Origin of the sequence: Microvirga sp. CF3016, assembly GCF_036314085.1 — a bacterium.
Lineage (GTDB): Bacteria > Pseudomonadota > Alphaproteobacteria > Rhizobiales > Beijerinckiaceae > Microvirga.
Genome location: NZ_JAYGGM010000017.1, coordinates 1 through 18,233 on the forward strand (window position 1 = coordinate 1; position 18,233 = coordinate 18,233).

Below are 18,233 nucleotides of genomic sequence, written 5' to 3' on the forward strand. Positions count from 1 at the left end.
CCCCGGTTTTTAATGAAACGGCGACCACCGAGATCTACACATGTATTGGCTCGTCGGCAGCGTCAGTTGTTTATAAGAGACAGGGCTTGGGCTCTGCCTGGCGGGCGACCGTCGGGGCGGGAGCGGGAGGCGGCGTCTGCGCGATGCGTTGCTCCACGGCGGCCGCGACGGCAGCCATGGTGGCCGCGACCGGAGCCTCGTTGACCGCGGTCTTGCGCGGCTGGGCAGCCGGTGCGGCATCGACCAGGCGGTTGGAGCGGGACACCAAAGCGGACAGCTCGTTGAGGGCCTTGATCTGGTCGGCCACGACGCGGCGCATATTGGCGCTTGCCTCCTGCGTCTCCTGCGGCAGCTCTACGACACCGCGGCGGAGTTCCGCCCGGGTGGCTTCGAGCTCCTGCTGGATCTGGCCGGTCATGCCGCGCAGCTCGCCCATGGTGTCGCGGAACCTCGCGGTCGCGTTGCTCAGGGCTTCCGCCATCTCGGCCGCAGCCTGCTCGTAGCTGCCGCGCAGGGCAGCCGCCGTACGCATGCTCTCCTCGCCCGTGGTGGAGCGGATGCGCTCGAACTGCTCGCCGATGGCGTTCGTGGTGGCCTCGGCGGCCGCGGCGAGGACCGAGCCGAGCTGGCGTGCCTTGACGTCGGCGTTTTCGAGCGACCCTTCCAACAGGGTCGTAAAGGAGCGGGTGACGGCGTCCAGATCCTGCGAACGCTCGTTGATGCGGCTGAGAAGCTCGTCCAGCGCCTGCTGGCGGCTCGACAGGGCTTCGCTCATGCGGGCCTCGACACGCTCCAGGGCGGTCGTGGCCTCGGTGAGGGTGCGCATCTGCTCATGGGTGGTGTCGGTGAGCGCACGGCCGCGCTCCTCGAGGCTCTGGGCCAGGTCCAGCGCCTGCTGGATGGCGCCGGTCGAGACGCTGCGCAGTGCGTCGACTTGATCGGCCACCTGATCGGAGGCGCGGCCCGTCTGCGTGGCGATCTCTGAAAGAAGCCCCTCGATGTGCTGGACCCGTCCGGCCAGACCGTCCTCGACGGCACCGAGATTGCTGCTGGCCGAGGCCGCAACCTGCTGGAGCAGGCGGTTGGCATCCTGGAGGCGGCCGAGCACCTCCGTGAGTTCACCCCGCAGGCGATCGTTGGCGCCCGTGAGGGTTTCGACGGTCTGCTGCGTGCCTTCGTCGATGGCGTTGCGCATGGCTTGCGTCGACTGCATGTAGGAGGCGGTCAGTTCCATCGCTCGCTCCTGGAGAGAGGAGAGCAGGGTGCTGCTGCGCTCTTCCAGGTTGCGCAGGGTGGCGTCGCTGATGGCTGCGACCTCACGACCGATGACGTCACCGCGGGTGCCGAGATTCTCGACGAGGGATGCACCTTGCGTGTCGAAGATCGAGCGGATCTCGCCGATGCGGCTGGTGAGCGAGCCGAGAACGGCCTGTCCGCGCTCGTCGATGGTCTCGGCAACGCCGCTGAGACGGTTGACGACCCGGTCCTCGAGCATCGTGACGCTCTGGTTGAGGGCGTTGGCGATCTCCTCCGCACGACTTCCCAAGGTCTGGTTGATCTCGAAAGCCCGGGTGCCGAGGGTTTCCGTGATCGCGTCGGCGCGACTGCCGAGAACCTCGTCGATCGTTGCGATGCGCCCGTCCAGAGATTCGCCGATCTGCTCGGCCCTGGCGGACAGGGTGTCGGCGATCGCGTTGGTCTTGGCGGTGATCGCCTGGCTGATCTCGTCGACGCGCGCCTGGAGGGCGGTCGCCACGTCGCGCCCACCCTCGGCCATGACGCGGGCCATCTCGCCGGTACGGATCACGAGAGCCTCGTTGAGGGCCGTGGACCGGGCGCCGAGAACGCTGTCGACCCGCTCGACGATGGTGTCGAAATTGACCGCGATCTCCGAGGTGCGGCGTGTGGCGTGCTCCTCGAGGGCGGCCAGCTGGGTCTCGATGGCCGTGGTGGCCTCGCGGGCGCGCTCGGCGAAGGTCTCGGCCACGGTGCGGCCCTGCACGGTGATCAGGCGGTCCATCTCCTCGAAGCGGCCGCTGATCGTCTCGGTCAGGTTGCCGACGTCACGGGACATGCGCTCGGCCATCTCGCCGCCGCGGGCCATGACGCCCTCGAAGGCCGTGAGGCGCGAGCCGAGCGTCTCTTCCATCTCGCGGGTGCGGGTATCGACAGTCGTGGAAAGCGTTTCCGCAGTCCGGTTGAGCACTTCGTTGACGCGCGAGCCTTGGGCCGCGATGGCGAGGACGATGTCCTTGGCCGTGGTGGCCAGACGGGTATGCGCTTCGTCCGTGTGGCGGGCGAGGGTCTCCGAGAATTCCTGGCCGCGCGATTCGAACGCGGTGCGGAACTCCTCGACCTGATTGCCCATGAGCAGCGACACGCGTTCGCCGGCCTGTGCGAGGCTGGTCTCCAGGGCCTGACCCTGGACGGTGACGGATTCGCTGACGCGCTGGCTCGCCGTTTCCAGGCGTGTCGCCAGATCCTCGACACGGGTGCCGATGGATTCATCGGCGAGGCGTACGGCGCTCTCGAGCTGCTCGCGCACCTCGGCGCCGCGCTGGTCGATCTCGCGGGTGACGTCGGCAGCCGTCGTGGCCAAGCGCTCGCGGAATTCGTTGCCGCGCAGAACGATCTCTTCCACCACGGTGCCGCCGGTGGTGGCGAGCTGCTCGCGCACCTCGGCGCCGCGGCTCACGATCTCATCGCCGACGGCCGAGCCTGCGGCGGTGATCTGGTCGCGCATCTCGGCGGTGCGGGCCGAGATATCGTCGGCAATCACGCCGCCGGTGGCTGCCAGCTTCTCGGTGATCTCGCTGCCGCGCTGGGCGAAGCTGTCCTCAAGGGTGCGGGCCGTCTGCTCGAAGGCCTCGCGCACGTCGTTGCCCTGCTGGGCGAGGGCGTCGATGACGCCGCGGCCGGTCTCGGCAAGCGTGCGGGTGACCTGGCTTGCGCCTTCCTGCAGGTGGCGCGTGAGGAGATCGCCGGTGCGCTCGAAGGCGCCGGTGATGTCCTGCGCCTTGCTCTCGAGAGCGCTCGTGATGATGGTGCCCACCTCGGAGATGCCGTTCTTGATCTCTTCGCTGGAGCCCGAGAGGCGCTCCACCAGCTCGACGCCGCGGCTCGCCATTTCCTCGACGACCCGCTCGCCGGCGCGGCCGAGAGCCTGGGTGATGTGATCGCCCTGCTGCTCAAGCGAAGCGGTGACCTTGTCGCCCGCGCCGCTGACGGCGGCGACGACGCGCTCGCTGGCGCCGTCGAGATCCTGGATCAGGTTCTGATGCACGCCGGTGATGGAGCCGCGCACGCGCTCCGCGTTCGACACGATGGCCTCGCGCTGGGCCACCAACTCGTCGATCAGCGAACGGATGCGGATCTCGTTGTCGGAATAGGCGCGCTCCAGGGTCGAGATCTCGCTGCGCACGAGGGTTTCGAGCTCACCGGCTCGGGCCAGCGCGCGTTCGACGCCGTCGCCGACGGCGGCGACCTCACGGCGCACGGCCTGCGAGACGGACAGAACCGCGTCGGTGGAGAAGTTTTCCGGCTGAGCGAGACGCATGGCGACATCGCCGATGGCGCGGGCCACCAGCTTCATCTCATGCGAGCGGACGGTGAGCATCGCCGCGATGAAGAACAGGAACACGGGCCCTACGAGCCCGACAGCGCCGAGGGCAAGCTGTGAGGTCGAGAAGGTGGCGAGCAATTGTTCGGGGGTGGTGATGCCCTGCGTATAGACCAGGGCTCCGACGCCGCCGAGCCAGAGCAGGGATGCGAGGGCGGCGAACCAGTAGGCGCGGCGGGACGGGCGGACCTGAAGGGCCTGCAGCATCACGCCGACATTCTGGCGGTCATCGTTGGCGACGGAGCTGCGATCCGGGGCGACAAAGCCTGAGCGGGCCATGTCGTCGAGCCTGGGGTCGTGGTCGTCTGCCTGGGCGGACAGGGAATCGGAGCCAAGACCGAAAGGACCCTTCGTGAAGTCGTGATCGTCGATATCCGGCAGCTTGGGCTCTTCGTAAGGCTTGCTGCCCGAGCGCTCCGGGGTATGGATCACGAATGTCTCTTCAAGATTGAGCGCCTGCTCGACAGCCGACAAGGCTGCCTCAGCCGGGTCCTTCATTTTCTTGTTCTCGGTCGCCATGATCCGCCCTCGTGACGCAACTGATGATGGTTGAAGCCGCCTCACTCCTTAACGACGAGGTGAATGCCTGGCTCCAGCCGGTACGGATCCCCGTTCAAGGATTTCCGCACGGTAATCTGTCATTTACCAAGCAAGTCTAGCGGCCGATCTGAAACAAGGAAACCCGATGTCCCCTGCCATTTATGAACGTCGTTAACGGCTTAGTAACCTGCTCTACCGGGGAAAATTGCGGCGAAAAGACGGCAGGTTTTGTATGCGTCTCTCGTCTTCCGGCGCAGTCTGTCATAAGTATGCGCCGACAAGCAGAGGTCCGCAATGATCAATATTACGTTCATCGATGCCGAGGGCACGGCCCGCACCGTCGAGGCGGAGGAGGGCGCAACCGTCATGGAGACTGCCATCCGCAACGGCGTTCCGGGCATCGAGGCGGAATGCGGGGGAGCCTGCTCCTGCGCCACCTGTCACGTCTATGTCGCGGAAGAATGGGAAGCCGCGACCGGCCAGCCTCAGCCCATGGAAGAGGACATGCTCGACTTCGCCTATGACGTGCGCCCCAATTCGCGGCTCTCCTGCCAGATCCGCGTCAGGCCCGAGCTTGACGGCTTGGTCGTTCACACTCCTACACGCCAAGGCTGATCCGGAGATACGATGATGTTCAAGACGATCCTGGTGCCCGTCGACCTCGGGGAAGCGGAGGCGGCGCAGCCCGCCATCGACAAGGCCGTGGAACTCGCCACCACCTCAGGCGGCTCCCTGCGCCTGATTTATGTGCGCGCGATCGTGCCGGTCACCTACATGGAGTTCATGCCGCCGGCCTTCGACGAAGACCAGCAGGGCGAGGCCGAGAAGCGGCTGGCGGAACTGGCCGCCAAGGTGACGCTTCCCGCAGAGCGCGTCTCCGCCGTGGTCCGGCTCGGGTCGGTCTACAACGAGGTGCTGGACGAGGCGGAGCAGACCGGCACCGATCTCGTCGTCATCGGCTCGCACCGGCCGACCATGGCGACCTATCTCCTCGGCTCCAACGCCGCCACCATCGTGCGTCACGCCAAGTGCTCGGTGCTGGTGGTGCGGGCTTAGGCTTCACCCGGTCGTGGCTGCTCCGGACGTGATCCGGGGATCAAAGCCCCGGCTCCAGCCAGCTCTAACCCTGCTCCAGCCCGCCTCGTCATGGCCGGGCTCGTCCCGGCCATCCCAATCCTTAGAGCACACTGCTTCAAACAAGTGGGATCACCGGCACAAGGCCGGTGATGACGGCGAGGGTGGAAGGGCCGTCCCCGCATCCGATCCGGGCAGGTGAGGATAGAGGATAAGAGGGCTTTGTTCCTCAAGACGCCTTCGGCAGAAGCTCCGCCGGCAGGTCTCCGGCCCGGAACGGCCGCGGCTTGTTGAGCCTGATCATCGGCTCGATCTGCCAGACGCCCACCACGGCGAGCAGCGCGCCCAGAAGGGCGACGCCCGTCGCTCCCATCTGGAGGGCCTGCCAGATCAGGTAGGCCATCGCCAGCAGCGATGCGACGGCGAGCGCCGAGGAGGGCAGCCAGAGCCCCAGGGGCTTCCCGGCCACGAACCTCGCCTGCGGATTGGCCCGTGCGATGGCGTCGCAGAGCGCATGGGTGAAGGCGCGGTATTCCTGGGTCAGCTCCTGGGCCTCGACCAGACTCTTCCAATCAAGCGAGGTGAACGTGAAGGACTTTCCGTCCGTCATGACCACCTTCGTCCGAAACGATCTTTGCGCCAGCCGGCCGGGTTCGAAGGTCATGCGCACGGTGCTGACGGCGCCGAGCTGAACCTCGTGCACCTTGCGGCCGGAATCCACGGTGAGCTTGTCGCCCTTGAGGATGAAGGAGATAGGTCCGCCGAAGGGCTTGGGGCTGTGGGTGTAGGTTTGGGACATAGGGCTTCTTATCCGGACGTCACCCGTTCGGCAAACTGGCCGCCACTTTGCGTAATGGCGCTCTAGCGCACCAACTCACGCATCGCATGGTCGATGCCTTCGATGCTGAGCGGATACATCCGCTCCCCGAAAAGCTGCCGGATCAGGGAGATCGACTGGGTATAGCCCCAATGCGGCTGCGGCACCGGGTTCAGCCACACGGCTTTTGGGAAATGGTCGAGGATGCGCCGGAGCCAGGCCTGGCCGGGCTCCTCGTTCCAGTGCTCCACCGAGCCGCCGGGATGGGTGACCTCGTAGGGGCTCATGGAGGCATCGCCCACGAAGACCACCCGGTAATCGGACGGATAGGTGCGGATCACGTCGAGGGTGGGGATCACCTCGTCGAAGCGGCGGCGGTTCTCCTTCCACAGGTTCTCGTAGACGCAGTTGTGGAAGTAGAAGTGCTCGAAATGCTTGAACTCGAGCCGCGCCGCCGAGAAAAGCTCCTCGGCGATCTCGACGTGCCAATCCATGGAGCCGCCGACGTCGAGGAAGAGCAGCACCTTCACGGCATTGCGGCGCTCGGGGCGCAGGCGCACGTCGAGATAGCCCTTGTGGGCGGTCTCGTGGATCGTCTCGTCGAGATCGAGTTCCTCCGCCGAGCCGGTCCGGGCGAACCGGCGCAGGCGCCTGAGAGCAATGCGCATGTTGCGCACGCCGAGCTCGACGCTGTCGTCGAAATCCTTGAACTCGCGCTTGTCCCACACCTTCACGGCACGGAAATTGCGGTTCCTGTCCTGGCCGATGCGAATGCCTTCCGGATTGTAGCCGTAGGCGCCATAGGGCGAGGTGCCGGCGGTGCCGATCCATTTGTTGCCGCCCTGATGGCGGCCCTTCTGCTCCTTGAGGCGTTCCTTCAGGTTTTCCCAGAGCTTCTCCCAGCCCATGGCCTCGATCTGCTTCTTCTCCTCGTCCGTGAGATAGCGCTCAGCGAGCTTGCGCAGCCATTCCTCCGGGATCCCGGTCTCGTCGAGAGCATGGCCCATGCTCTCGATCCCCTTGAACACATGGGCGAAGACCTGGTCGAACCGGTCGAAATGCCGCTCGTCCTTCACCAGGCAGGTGCGGGAGAGATAGTAGAATTCCTCGACGCTCTTGTCGGCTAGATCCCGGTCGAGCGCCTCGAGCAGGGACAGATACTCCCGGAAGGAGACCGGCACCTTGGCCGCGCGCAGCTCTGTGAAGAAGGTGAGGAACATCGCGCCAGTGTCCGGCAACGGGGCGGAAGGTCAAGCGCCAATCCGGCAGCGCAAGATGGCCGCGTTACTTCCCGACCGTCCGCCGCGCTCGGAACTCGGCGCGTTCCGGCTTGCGGTTGCTCTTCTTGAGAACCTCCCGGAACTCGTCGCGCCGTTCATGAATGGACGCGATGACGAGACCCATGGGAACGCCGATATCGGCCAGAACGGCCTCGCTCAGCTGCAGGGAGGCTTCGATGGTCTCCGGCACCGCGTCGTCCACGCCGAGATCGTAGAGCTGGGCCGCATGCTTGTCGTCGCGGGCCCGGGACACGATGGTGATGTCCGAGCGCTCCTGGCGGGCCGCCGCCACCACGGCTCCGATGGAGCTCGGCGTATCGAGGGTGATGACGAGGGCGCGGGCCTGCTCGATGCCGCAGGCGCGCAGGAACTCGGGATAGGACCCGTCGCCGAAATAGACCGGCTTGCCGGCCCTGCGTTGCTCGGCGACGCGGGCCGGATCCATGTCGATGGCGAGGTAAGGCACCTTGTGCCGCTGCAGCATGTCGCCGACGAGCTGTCCCACGCGCCCGTAGCCGGCGACGATGACGCGCCCGGCTTCCTCCGGGGGCGGGGGAAGGATGATGGCGGGGTCGAGGGAGCGTTTCTTCTCCAGCTGCCGGCTCAGGCGCCGTCCCAGGCGGGCGAAAAAGGGAATCGCCACCATGGTGAGGGTCGTCACGAGCAGGAGGTTCTGGCCCGTTTCGCCGGGAACGAGGCCGGCCGCCATGGCGCTGCCGAGGATGACCAGCGCAAACTCGCCGCCGGGGCCGAGCAGCAGCCCCGTCTCGGCGGCCTCGGCCGCATTGAGCCCGAAGGGGCGGCTCAGCCAATAGATGATCACGCTCTTGATGGCGATCACGAGGGTGGCGACCGCCAGGATCGTGAGCGGCGCTTCCAGGAAGCGCACGACGTCCAGGCTCATGCCGACCGAGACGAAGAAGACGCCCAGCAGCAGCCCCTTGAAGGGCTGGATCGTCGTGTCGACGGCGCGGCGGTATTCGGTTTCCGACAGGAGGATGCCGGCAATGAAGGCGCCGAGCGCCATGGACAGGCCGCTCGCCGCGGCGGCCAGGCTCGTGACCATCACCACGAGCAGGCAGGCGGCCATGAACAGTTCGGGGCTCTTGGTCGTCGAAACCATTTGGAAGAACGGTCGCAGGACGATGCGCCCGAGCACGACGATAACCGCCAGTGCCAATGCGGCCTGAAGGAGCGATGTGACCAGGGTCAGGGTGGTCACCTCCGGCTGCCGGATGTCCAGAACCGCGATGGTGAGCAGGATCGGGGCGACAGCGAGATCCTGGAAGAGCAGGGCGGAAAAGCTGGCGCGCCCCGGCGACGTGTTGAGACGCTTCTGTTCCGCAAGGACAGGCAGGACGATGGCCGTGGAGGACAGGGCCAGGGCGATGCCGATGAGGACGGCGGCTGCGACCGTATCCACCGCCTTGTAGGCGAACAGGCTCAGGGCGAGGGTGCAGAGCACCACCTGGAGCGTCCCGAAGCCGAAGACCATCCGACGCAGAAGGCGCAGGCGCTGCCAGGAGAGCTCGATGCCGATGGTGAAGAGAAGAAAGACCACGCCGAACTCGGCCAGGCGGGATGTTCCCTCGGGATCCGTGAAGGTCAGCCAGTCGACCCAAGGATAGCTCGGCATAAGCCGCCCAAGCCCGTAGGGGCCCAGCAACGCGCCTGCTGCCAGGAACCCCAGCACCGGGCTGATTTTGAGCCGGTGAAACAGAGGGACGACGATGCCTGCCGTTGCCAGAAAAAGAATGGGTTCCTGATAGGCGTGCAGGTCTATCGCAGCGGCCATTGCTTCCTTCCGGTCACAGATATTGTCCTTCTACGGACAAGTGATGCGCAAGGGGTTAATGGCGCTCAAGGTGGCATGGTGGGCGCGACATGAACGCATGGGACGAGCACAGATGTCATTCCCGGATCTGCGTCCGGGAATGATACCGAGCGGCTCGATGTTTTATCCCAGCGTCGCCAGCGCCTGCGCCAGATCGGCCACGAGATCGTCCGGGTGCTCGATGCCGATGGAGACGCGGATGGTGGCATCGCTGACACCGAGGCGGTCGCGGGTCGCTTTGGGCACGCCGGAATGGGTGGTGGAAGCCGGGTGCGAGATCAGCGACTCGGTGCCGCCCAGGCTCACCGCCAGCTTGAAGACCTGGAGCGCGTTGAGCACCCGGAAAGCCTCCGCTTCGCCGCCTTTCACGTCGAAGGAGAAGGTGGAGCCGGGGGCGTCGCATTGGTCCTCATAGACCTGCCTGGCCCGGGAGCCCTCCGGCAGGTAGGCGAGGTGATGCACCTTCACCACGCTCGGGTGCTCGTGCAGGAATTGAGCCACGATCTCCGCATTGCGGTTCGCCGCGTTCATGCGCAGGGCAAGCGTCTCGAGCGAGCGACCGAGCATCCAGCAGGAATGCGGATCGAGCTGGGTGCCGATGGAGGAGCGCAGCAGGCGCACCGTCTTCATCAGTTCCTTGGAGCCGAGCGCCGCGCCGGCGATCAGGTCCGAATGGCCGCCCACATATTTCGTCAGCGAATAGACCGAAATGTCGGCACCGTTCTTCAGGGGCTTCTGGAAGACGGGCCCGAGCAGGGTGTTGTCGCACACGATCACCGGGCGGTGTCCCTGGGCCGCCCCGATCTCGTCCGCGACGGTCCGGATGAGGGCGATGTCGACGAGGGTGTTGAGCGGGTTCGAGGGCGTCTCGATCTTGATCACCGAGACGCGACCCTTGGATTGCGCCTCCTTGGCGGCGGCCCGGATGCCCGCCTCGTCGACGCTGTCGCCGAAGCCCACGGCCCCGATATTCATGTTGGCGAGGGTCTTGGCGATCAGGGTTTCGGTGCCGCCGTAAAGGGGTTGCGAATGCAGAATCACGTCGCCGGGCCGGGCGAAGGCCAAGATCGTGGTGGCGATGGCCGACATGCCGGAGGAAAAGAGAAGGCCGGCTTCCGCCTCCTCGAAGATGGCGAGCCGGTCTTCGACAATCTCGGAATTAGGGTGGTTGAAGCGGGAATAGACGAGGCCCGCTGCCTCGCCTTGCGGCGGCTCCCGGCGGCCTGCCACGTAGTCGAAGAATTCCTTGCCGTGCTCGGCGCTGTTGAACACGAAGGTCGAGGTGAGGAAGACCGGAGGCTTCACCGCACCTTCCGACAGGGTCGGGTCATAGCCGTAGCCCAACATCAGGGTCTCTGGCTTCAGCTTGTGATTGCCGATTCGGTCCTTGTGGTAGCGGTTGTAGGCCATAGATCATGATCCTCCCGGTTGGATTGTTGTCGCCTTGGCCTCTGGCCTTACCCTATGAAGGCGGTTGCCGAAAGGCGGGGGCACGACTTAGGGTCGAGATGAATCCGAGGAAGGGTGAGAATGGCGCGCTTTGCCGGTACTGAATCCTATGTGGCGACCGAGGATCTGACTGTGGCCGTCAACGCCGCCATCACCCTGGAGCGCCCGCTCCTGGTGAAGGGCGAGCCGGGAACCGGCAAGTCGGTCCTGGCTGAGGAGATCGCCAGGAGCCTGAATGCCCCGCTCCTGACCTGGCACATCAAATCGACCACCAAGGCCCAGCAGGGCCTTTACGAATACGATGCCGTCTCCCGCCTGCGGGACAGCCAGCTCGGCGACCCACGGGTGTCCGACATCCGCAACTACATCAAGCGCGGCAAGCTGTGGGACGCCTTCGCCTCCGAGGTGCGGCCTGTGCTGCTGATCGACGAGATCGACAAGGCCGATATCGAGTTCCCCAACGACCTGCTGCTCGAACTCGACCGTATGGAGTTCTTCGTCTACGAGACGGGCGAGACGGTGAAGGCGGCTCAGCGCCCGATCGTCATCATCACGTCCAACAACGAGAAGGAGCTGCCGGACGCCTTCCTGCGCCGTTGCTTCTTCCATTACATCAAGTTCCCGGATGCCCACACCATGGCCAGGATCGTCGAGGTGCATTATCCGGGCATCAAGCACCGTCTGGTCGAGGAGGCTCTGAAGATCTTCTTCGACGTGCGCGAGGTGCCGGGCCTTCGCAAAAAGCCCTCGACGTCGGAGCTGCTCGATTGGCTCAAGCTCCTGCTCTCCGAGGATATAGGCCCTGAGCAGCTCCGCGAGCGCGACACCCGCAAGCTCATTCCGCCGCTGCACGGGGCGCTGTTGAAGAACGAGCAGGATGTGAGCCTCTTCGAGAAGCTCGCCTTCATCGCCAGAAGGGACGGACGCTGATGCTTCGCCTCCTGCTTCTTCGCCATGCCAAGGCCGCTTGGCCTTCCGGCGTGCTCGATCTCGACCGTCCTCTCGCCAAGCGCGGGCAGGAGGCGGCTCCCGTCATGGGCACCTATCTCAAGCGGGAACGGCTCGAGCCCGATCTCGTCATCATCTCGCCCGCACGGCGGACTCAGGAAACCTGGGAGCGGATCCAGCCCATTCTCGGAGACATCGAGACACGCCGGGACGGGCGGATCTACGAAGCGCCCGTCGGGCGGCTCCTGGATGTCGTGCGCGAGGTGGAATCCGAGGTCAGGACTCTGATGCTGATCGGCCACAACCCAGGCTCCGAGGAACTCGCTAAGCTTCTCATCGGCGAGGGCGACATCGACGGGATCCTGCGGCTCGGCCAGAAATATCCGACGGCCGGTCTCGCCGTCATCGATTTCCCGCTGAAGAGCTGGAGCGAGATCAAGCAGAAATCCGGTACGCTCGAGCGCTTCGTGACGCCGAAATCCCTAGGAAATGGGGAAGACGATTAGGCGCCCGCGAGTCGCGCAAGATCCAGGTACAGCAACTCCTCGTCGTAGAAGGTGTCGCCGATCCTGATCGCTTTGCGCTCGATCCCGTAGGGCCTGAATCCGAGGCTATGATACGTGCGCCGCGCGCTCTCGTTCGCGAGGCCGACGGCCGCTTCGAGCATGATCACGTGCCGGGAGGCGTGGTCGATCACCTGCTGGACCAGGGCCTTTCCGACCGCCTGCTTGCGCCAGTCCGGTTTCACGAAGACGCCCCACATGACGCCCTTGTGGCGCGCCTTCATCCGCTCATAGACGGCAAATCCCGCCATGCCGACGAGAGCCTTGTCCGAGAAGGCACCGAAGATCGCATTCGGGCCGGACACCGGAATGCGGGCCTTGATCGTCTGGATCGGAAGCGGCGATTCCTCCTCATAGCTGGAGCCGAAGGCCGCCGGGCTGCTCTTCAGCGCCTCGAGCCTGAGATCTCGATAGGCCTGTGCGTCGGACGGGTGCAGAAGTCGGATTGAGAGATTGGCTGACATGGGTTCCGGCGGGGCGATCGTGTGTGAGCCGTTCACGGCGGTTCAAAAAGAGTTCCAAACATTAGACTTCGATTCCCGCACGAGTGCCAAGCGCCAGGCATTGAGACTGAACCTCACGGCCCTACCATCGTTCTGCCTGAAAGCTTTTCCATTGTTTTCGTCCGAAGCGGGGGCCGTTCCTCATCATGACGCCTCAGACGATTTTCATGATCGCCCTTGCGGTGCGCGCTCTCCTGCCGGGTGATGGTCACGAGGCGGGCGAAGCTTCAACGCAGCCTGCCCAGCAGGCACCTTCCCTGCAGGCGCGCTATGAGCCTGAAAGCCGGGAGGTCACGAACTGGCGGCGAGAGGCCATGGAGGCCCTGGAGCCGAAGTCTGTGGTCGCGATGGCGGCCCTGCTCAAGGCCGAGCGTCCTTTCGTCACCCGCTGCGTGAAGCTCAACAATTACTGGTGCATCAAGAGCGCTCGCTGGAACGGGGAGCTCGCCACCGACAGCGAAGGCCATGTGGGCTTTGCCTCCGCCGATCATGGGGCCGATGCTGCCGCCACCCTGCTGCGTCGCTATTACCTCGACTTCAACCGCAAGTCCGCCCTCGATATCGTCCGCCGCTGGGCTCCGGCCGAATGCAACGTCGCGACAGGCATTGGCGGGATCGCCATGCTGGCGGTGAGGGGCATCGGCGGCACCGTGCGGGCGCAGTATCTCGCCTCGCGCCGGAAGAAGGGCGGTGCGGTGCGGTATACGGCCAAGGCCGGCCCTGGCGGCCGGCCGGGGCGGGTTTCCATGGTGATCCCGATGGCGCCGAGGACGCCGCAATACCGGGTGCCGAGCATCGCCGAGGGCCTTGGCGAGAAGCCGAAGCCGTCCTCGCCGCCGGCTGTCGTGCGCAGGAAGCCGGTGAAGGAACCGGCGGTCACCGCCTCGGCGGCCGCCAAGCCTGCTCCGAAGGTTCAAGTGGCCGCCGCCTGTCCGTCCGAGGAGCAGCGCCACCGCAATTATGCGGGCCGGATGGTCGAAGGTTTGGGGTTGAAGCCAACCGACGACCTGAAGCTGTTCGCCGAGGATGGAACACCCCAGCCGAACCTGACCCATGTGATGTTGGCCATGTCGGCCTTCGAGCTTGGGGCTTTGCGGGCCAGCCCTGGTCTTGTGGAGGAGGCTATCGAGCGGGCCGCCGCCCGATTAAAGGAGGGGGTGAAGACCGAAGAGCGGAAGGCGAACGTCTCCGGGATGCCTGCGCCGAGCGTGGAGCGCTGACGCCGCCTTGCACGTTAGGACTTCAAGCCCCACCTTCAAGCTTGGCTTGAGAGCATTAGGTTCATCTTCGTGTCCGTCATCACCGATCTCGCCTCCCGCGCCGGATCCGCCGCGCAATCGCTCTGGGAGGCCTCCGGGCAGCTGATCCAGCCCTCCCTCCGCCTCGGAGTCACGGGGCTCGCCCGCTCCGGCAAGACCGTCTTCACCTCCGCTCTCGTGCATCACCTCGTGCGCGGCACCAGCCTGCCCGCCTTCCGCGCCTCGTCCGAGGGACGCATCCGGCGGGCACATCTGACGCATCAGCCCGACGACGCGGTGCCGCGCTTTCCCTACGAGGAGCATATGGCGGCGCTCATCGAGAGCCGCCGCTGGCCGCAATCCACCAACCGGATCAGCGAGTTGCGGGTGGATGTGGAATATGAACGCAAGTCCGGCTGGCGCACGGGACCGGCCTCGCTTGCCCTCGATATCGTGGATTACCCCGGCGAATGGCTGCTCGACTTGGCGCTCCTCGATGCCGGCTATGCGGAATGGTCCCGCCAGACGATCGAGGCAAGCCGCAAACGGGATCGAGTGGCAGCGGCCGGGCCATGGCACGAGACCTTGAAAACGCTCGACGCCGCAGGTGCTTCCGATGAGATGCTTGCATCGAAGGCGAGCGAAGCTTTCAAGGATTATCTCGTTGCCCTGCGCGCCGGCTCCGAGGCCGTCGCGACCACGCCGCCGGGCCGCTTTCTCATGCCGGGCGATCTTGCGGGCTCGCCCGCGCTCACCTTCGCGCCGCTCGATCTGGCCCAGGGGCAGCCGATCGCGCCGGGCAGCTTCGCGGCGCTCATGGAACGGCGCTTCGAGGCCTACAAGACCCATGTGGTCCGGCCCTTCTTTCGCGACCACTTTCAGCGCATCGACCGTCAGATCGTGCTCGTCGACGTGCTGGCCGCCATCGACGCCGGGCCGGTGGCCCTCGCGGAGCTGGAGGAGGCGCTCGATCAGGTGCTCATGGCCTTCCGGACCGGGCGCAACACGCTCCTGTCCCGCCTGTTCTCCCCGCGGGCCGATCGGGTGTTGTTCGCAGCCACCAAGGCGGATCACATCCACCATACGGATCACGACCGGCTGGATGCGATCCTGCGCCTGCTCGTGAACCGTGCCTCCCGCCGGACCGAGGCTGCCGGTGCCAGGGTCGGGACCGTGGCGCTCGCCTCCGTGCGCGCCACCCGCGAGACGACGATCCGCGAGGGCCGCGAGACCCTGCGCGCCGTCGCCGGCATTCCGGAGGCCGGCGAGCGGGTCGGGGGCGACATCTTCGATGGCGAGACGGAGGCCGCGATCTTCCCGGGCGAGCTGCCGGAGACGCCGGAGGCCGTGTTCCAGGGCGCCATTCCGCCGGGCTCCTTCCGGTTCCCGCGCTTCCGCCCGCCCAAACTGCCGGTCGATGCGGCGGGCCGCACGGCGAAGATGCCCCATATCCGCCTCGACCGGGCCCTTGAATTCCTGCTGGGGGATCGCTTCGCATGAGCCGCCAACCTCGCGCCTATCGTCTCGACGATCCGAACGTCACGGCCGGCGCCGTGCAGGTGACGGAGGAGCCCTTCGACGCCATCGAGGCCGCCGACGGCGTCGTGGTCCCCATGGGCGAGAAGCGGCGCGCACCCTGGGTCGCCATCCTGATCTCCGCATTGTCGGGCCTCCTCCTGCTGGGGCTGGGCCTCGCGGTCGAGAACCTGATCGTCGATCTCTTCGCCATTGCGCCCTGGCTCGGCTGGGTGGCGCTGGGGCTCGCCATCCTGGCAGTTCTGGCATTTCTGGCCATCATCGGCCGCGAAGCGGTGGGGATCTGGCGCGAGCAGAAGATCGAGAGCCTGCGGGAGGCCGCCATCGATGCCCTTGCAGTCAAGGATCACAAGGCCGCCAAGGGCATCGTGTCCGATCTCCTGAACCTCTATGGCGGCCGGGCCTCGGCCGCTCATGGCAGCGCCCGCCTGCGCGGTCTCACCGACGAGATCATCGATGCGGACGACCGGCTCGCCATCGCCGAGCGCGAGCTGCTGGCTCCCCTCGATATCCAGGCCAAGCGGGCGATCGCCGGTGCCGCGAAGCAGGTCTCTCTCGTCACCGCGGTGAGCCCCCGGGCCATCGTCGACGTGGCCTTCGTGATCTTCGCGGCGGTTCGGCTCCTGCGGACGCTCTCGCGCATCTACGGCGGGCGGCCCGGGTTCCTTGGGTTCCTTCGGCTCGCCAAGGCCGCCTTCAACCACCTGGCGGTGACAGGAGGCGTGGCAGTGGGCGACAGTCTCATGCAGCAGGTGCTCGGATTGGGCCTCGCGGCGCGGATCTCGGCCAAGCTCGGGGAGGGGGTGCTGAACGGGCTCATGACCGCCCGCTTCGGCCTTGCCGCGCTCTCCGTCTGCCGCCCGCTTCCCTTCATCCGCGAGGAGGCGCCGAAGATCGGCGACGTGGCGGGTGAGCTGATCAGCCGGGCTGAGGCCGCAGCCACCTGAACGGTGCGGCAAATCGTGCAGGTCCGATCTTTCAACGGTGCAAAAGAGGTGCCGCGCCTCTTAGACAAATCGATGACACTTAATCTCGTTGTCGCGGCCCCCGCTTGCCTATATAGGGGCGCCACGGTTCATCGGGGAAGAACGGCTGAACATGACAGATATCGTGATTGATGAGGGTTACCGTCCGACAGAAGACGAGCCCTTCATGAATGAACGGCAAAAGGAGTATTTCAGGCGCAAGCTGATCCGTTGGAAGCACGACATCCTCAAAGAGGCCCAGGAAACCCTCGCCACCTTGCAGAGCGAGAACGAGAATCATCCTGACCTTGCGGATCGCGCCTCCTCGGAAACGGATCGCGCCATCGAGCTTCGTGCCAGGGATCGCCAGCGCAAGCTCATTGCCAAGATCGATGCCGCGCTCGCGCGGATCGAGGACGGTTCCTATGGCTACTGCGAGGAGACCGGGGACCCGATCTCCTTGAAGCGCCTGGAGGCGCGCCCCATCGCAACGCTTTCGCTCGAGGCGCAGGAGCGTCACGAGCGGAACGAACGGGTCTATCGGGACGACTGAGATCCTCCGCCACTCAATCAAAAGGGCTCCGCAAGCGGAGCCCTTTTTCTTTCGCGCGATAGGTTCGAGACGTCTCAGCCCTTCTTGGAGGGATCGAGCGGGCGTCCGAGAAGCCGGGCGAATTCCGCCTCGATGTCCTCGACGGAGAATGGGTCCGTGGGCTTCTGCGGAGCTGCCGGCGGCTCTTTAGCCTGAGGCGGGAGAGGGGCCGTCACGGGCGGGGGAGGCGGCACCGGGCGGGGCGGCTCAGGAGCCGGAGCGGGCCTGACCGGCGGGGCAGGTTCCGGCTCGTCGGCGAGATCCTCTTCGCCCTGACGTTCGACGTAAACAGCGACACGCCCAGCATCGGGTGGTGTCGGCTCATGGGCCTCCTCTTCGTCCTCGGCTCCCTCGGGCTCAGCCGGGGCTGCCACGGGTGCTGGAGTTGTCGGAGGAGGGGGGACCGGGCTCGCCGGGCGCTTCAATGCCTCTTCGAGTTGCTTTGCCATGTCCGACAGAAGACCCGCACCAGGTCCGGGCCGCTCCGCTGCTGCCGGTCTTTCGGCGGGTGCCGGCTCAGGAGCGCGGACCGGCTCCGGCGCAACCGGAGGAGCAGGGGGAACCGGCGTCGGCCGTGACTGGAACGGCGGAGGCGTGAAGGCCGGACGCGGCTCAGGGCGGTCCACGACCGGAGCCGGGGCGGATGGAGGATTCTGGCCCGGGCCCGTCCTCGCCTCGGAGCGCAGGCCCTGAATGACAGGGGCAGCCGAGACCGCCACGGCATCGGGCTTCAGCACGGGCTCCGGATGGGCCGGGATCGGGGCGCTCACCGTGGCCACTGGTGCGAGTTCCTGGTCGATGTCGGATTCTTCCGAAGGGCGGCGCACGAAGGAGCCGAGCTGGGCCGCGAGCTGGCTTTCGATGGAGGGGCGGCTGTTGGGCTCGACCTGGGGGGGACGGGGAGCCTGATCCAGCGTCGGCTCGAAGCGCTCCACACCCGTGTCGTTGGACGGGGCGGGAATGCGGGCACCGGCAACGCGAACGATATTGGTCTCGATCACCACATCGTTGGGTCCGCCGATGAGAAGCAGGTGCTCGACGTTGTCGCGGCGCAGAAGAAGAAGCTGTCGCTGCCGGTCGAGATCGTACACATCGACTATGCCGAGCCGCGGCTGACGGCTGCCGCGCCCGCGATCGCTGCCCGGCATCATCAGCCGGGCGCCTGTCAGCTTGCGGAAGACCACACCGAAGAGCACGAGCAGGATCAGAATGATCGCGAATGCAATCGCGAATTGGACTGCCCGTGACGCTTCGATACCGAAAAGAGATGACACG

The 18,233-nt window shown here is 66.0% G+C and carries 15 protein-coding genes; 8 read left to right on the forward strand and 7 right to left on the reverse strand.

From position 1 onward, the window contains the following. Positions 1 to 70: 70 nt before the first annotated feature. Positions 71 to 4,138, reverse strand: a complete 4,068-nt coding sequence (locus VB672_RS20995) for a hypothetical protein (RefSeq protein WP_329786168.1) — start codon at positions 4,136 to 4,138, stop codon at positions 71 to 73. Positions 4,139 to 4,453: 315 nt separating this feature from the next. Between VB672_RS20995 and VB672_RS21000 the strand changes: the two genes are divergently transcribed. Together VB672_RS21000 and VB672_RS21005 are read left to right on the forward strand one after the other, a co-directional pair. Beyond that, entirely contained in the window at positions 4,454 to 4,774 is a 321-nt protein-coding gene (locus VB672_RS21000; RefSeq protein WP_203443275.1) for a 2Fe-2S iron-sulfur cluster-binding protein, read from the forward strand. Between the two features lie 15 nt (positions 4,775 to 4,789). Then, positions 4,790 to 5,215 carry a universal stress protein gene (locus VB672_RS21005; protein ID WP_329786265.1) on the forward strand — a complete coding sequence of 142 codons (426 nt, stop codon included), beginning with the start codon at positions 4,790 to 4,792 and terminating at the stop codon, positions 5,213 to 5,215. 247 nt (positions 5,216 to 5,462) lie between these two features. On the opposite strand, the gene VB672_RS21010 is transcribed toward VB672_RS21005, so the two are convergent. The 4 genes from VB672_RS21010 to VB672_RS21025 all read right to left on the reverse strand — a co-directional run bounded on the left by VB672_RS21010 (position 5,463) and on the right by VB672_RS21025 (position 10,574). Next, the gene (locus VB672_RS21010) at positions 5,463 to 6,032 is read right to left on the reverse strand and encodes a hypothetical protein (protein WP_329786169.1); all 570 of its coding nucleotides are present in this window, start codon (positions 6,030 to 6,032) and stop codon (positions 5,463 to 5,465) included. Positions 6,033 to 6,094: 62 nt separating this feature from the next. Next, positions 6,095 to 7,270 carry a vWA domain-containing protein gene (locus VB672_RS21015; protein WP_329786170.1) on the reverse strand — a complete coding sequence of 392 codons (1,176 nt, stop codon included), beginning with the start codon at positions 7,268 to 7,270 and terminating at the stop codon, positions 6,095 to 6,097. A 64-nt stretch (positions 7,271 to 7,334) separates the two neighbouring features. Next, the gene (locus tag VB672_RS21020; RefSeq protein ID WP_329786171.1) at positions 7,335 to 9,125 is read right to left on the reverse strand and encodes a cation:proton antiporter domain-containing protein; all 1,791 of its coding nucleotides are present in this window, start codon (positions 9,123 to 9,125) and stop codon (positions 7,335 to 7,337) included. 162 nt (positions 9,126 to 9,287) lie between these two features. Further along, positions 9,288 to 10,574, reverse strand: coding sequence for a cystathionine gamma-synthase family protein (locus VB672_RS21025; RefSeq protein WP_329786172.1), 1,287 nt, complete (start codon positions 10,572 to 10,574; stop codon positions 9,288 to 9,290). 120 nt (positions 10,575 to 10,694) lie between these two features. On the opposite strand from VB672_RS21025, the gene VB672_RS21030 reads away from it, so the two are divergent. Both VB672_RS21030 and VB672_RS21035 read left to right on the forward strand, forming a co-directional pair. Continuing rightward, positions 10,695 to 11,543 (forward strand): AAA family ATPase, encoded by an 849-nt coding sequence (locus VB672_RS21030; protein WP_329786173.1) that lies wholly within the window; start codon positions 10,695 to 10,697, stop codon positions 11,541 to 11,543. Next, complete coding sequence (locus VB672_RS21035) at positions 11,543 to 12,067, forward strand: SixA phosphatase family protein (protein WP_329786174.1); 525 nt, start codon at positions 11,543 to 11,545, stop codon at positions 12,065 to 12,067. The genes VB672_RS21030 and VB672_RS21035 overlap by 1 nt, the downstream gene beginning before the upstream one ends. Here VB672_RS21035 and VB672_RS21040 read toward each other — a convergent pair. Continuing rightward, a complete protein-coding gene (locus VB672_RS21040; RefSeq protein WP_329786175.1) occupies positions 12,064 to 12,588 on the reverse strand; it encodes a GNAT family N-acetyltransferase in 525 nt (174 codons plus the stop codon). The two genes, VB672_RS21035 and VB672_RS21040, sit on opposite strands and share 4 nt — an antisense overlap. Before the next feature lie 185 nt (positions 12,589 to 12,773). On the opposite strand from VB672_RS21040, the gene VB672_RS21045 reads away from it, so the two are divergent. The 4 genes from VB672_RS21045 to dksA all read left to right on the forward strand — a co-directional run bounded on the left by VB672_RS21045 (position 12,774) and on the right by dksA (position 16,919). Continuing rightward, on the forward strand, positions 12,774 to 13,847 hold the full coding sequence (locus VB672_RS21045) for a hypothetical protein (protein WP_329786176.1): 1,074 nt from the start codon (positions 12,774 to 12,776) through the stop codon (positions 13,845 to 13,847). A gap of 69 nt (positions 13,848 to 13,916) precedes the next feature. After that, positions 13,917 to 15,365, forward strand: coding sequence for a YcjX family protein (locus tag VB672_RS21050; RefSeq protein WP_329786177.1), 1,449 nt, complete (start codon positions 13,917 to 13,919; stop codon positions 15,363 to 15,365). Further along, on the forward strand, positions 15,362 to 16,348 hold the full coding sequence (locus VB672_RS21055) for a YcjF family protein (protein ID WP_329786178.1): 987 nt from the start codon (positions 15,362 to 15,364) through the stop codon (positions 16,346 to 16,348). Before VB672_RS21050 ends, VB672_RS21055 begins: the two co-directional genes overlap by 4 nt. A gap of 151 nt (positions 16,349 to 16,499) precedes the next feature. Next, complete coding sequence (dksA, locus tag VB672_RS21060; RefSeq protein WP_114945722.1) at positions 16,500 to 16,919, forward strand: RNA polymerase-binding protein DksA; 420 nt, start codon at positions 16,500 to 16,502, stop codon at positions 16,917 to 16,919. A 74-nt stretch (positions 16,920 to 16,993) separates the two neighbouring features. On the opposite strand, the gene VB672_RS21065 is transcribed toward dksA, so the two are convergent. After that, entirely contained in the window at positions 16,994 to 18,232 is a 1,239-nt protein-coding gene (locus VB672_RS21065; RefSeq protein ID WP_329786179.1) for a hypothetical protein, read from the reverse strand. Position 18,233 lies beyond the last annotated feature (1 nt).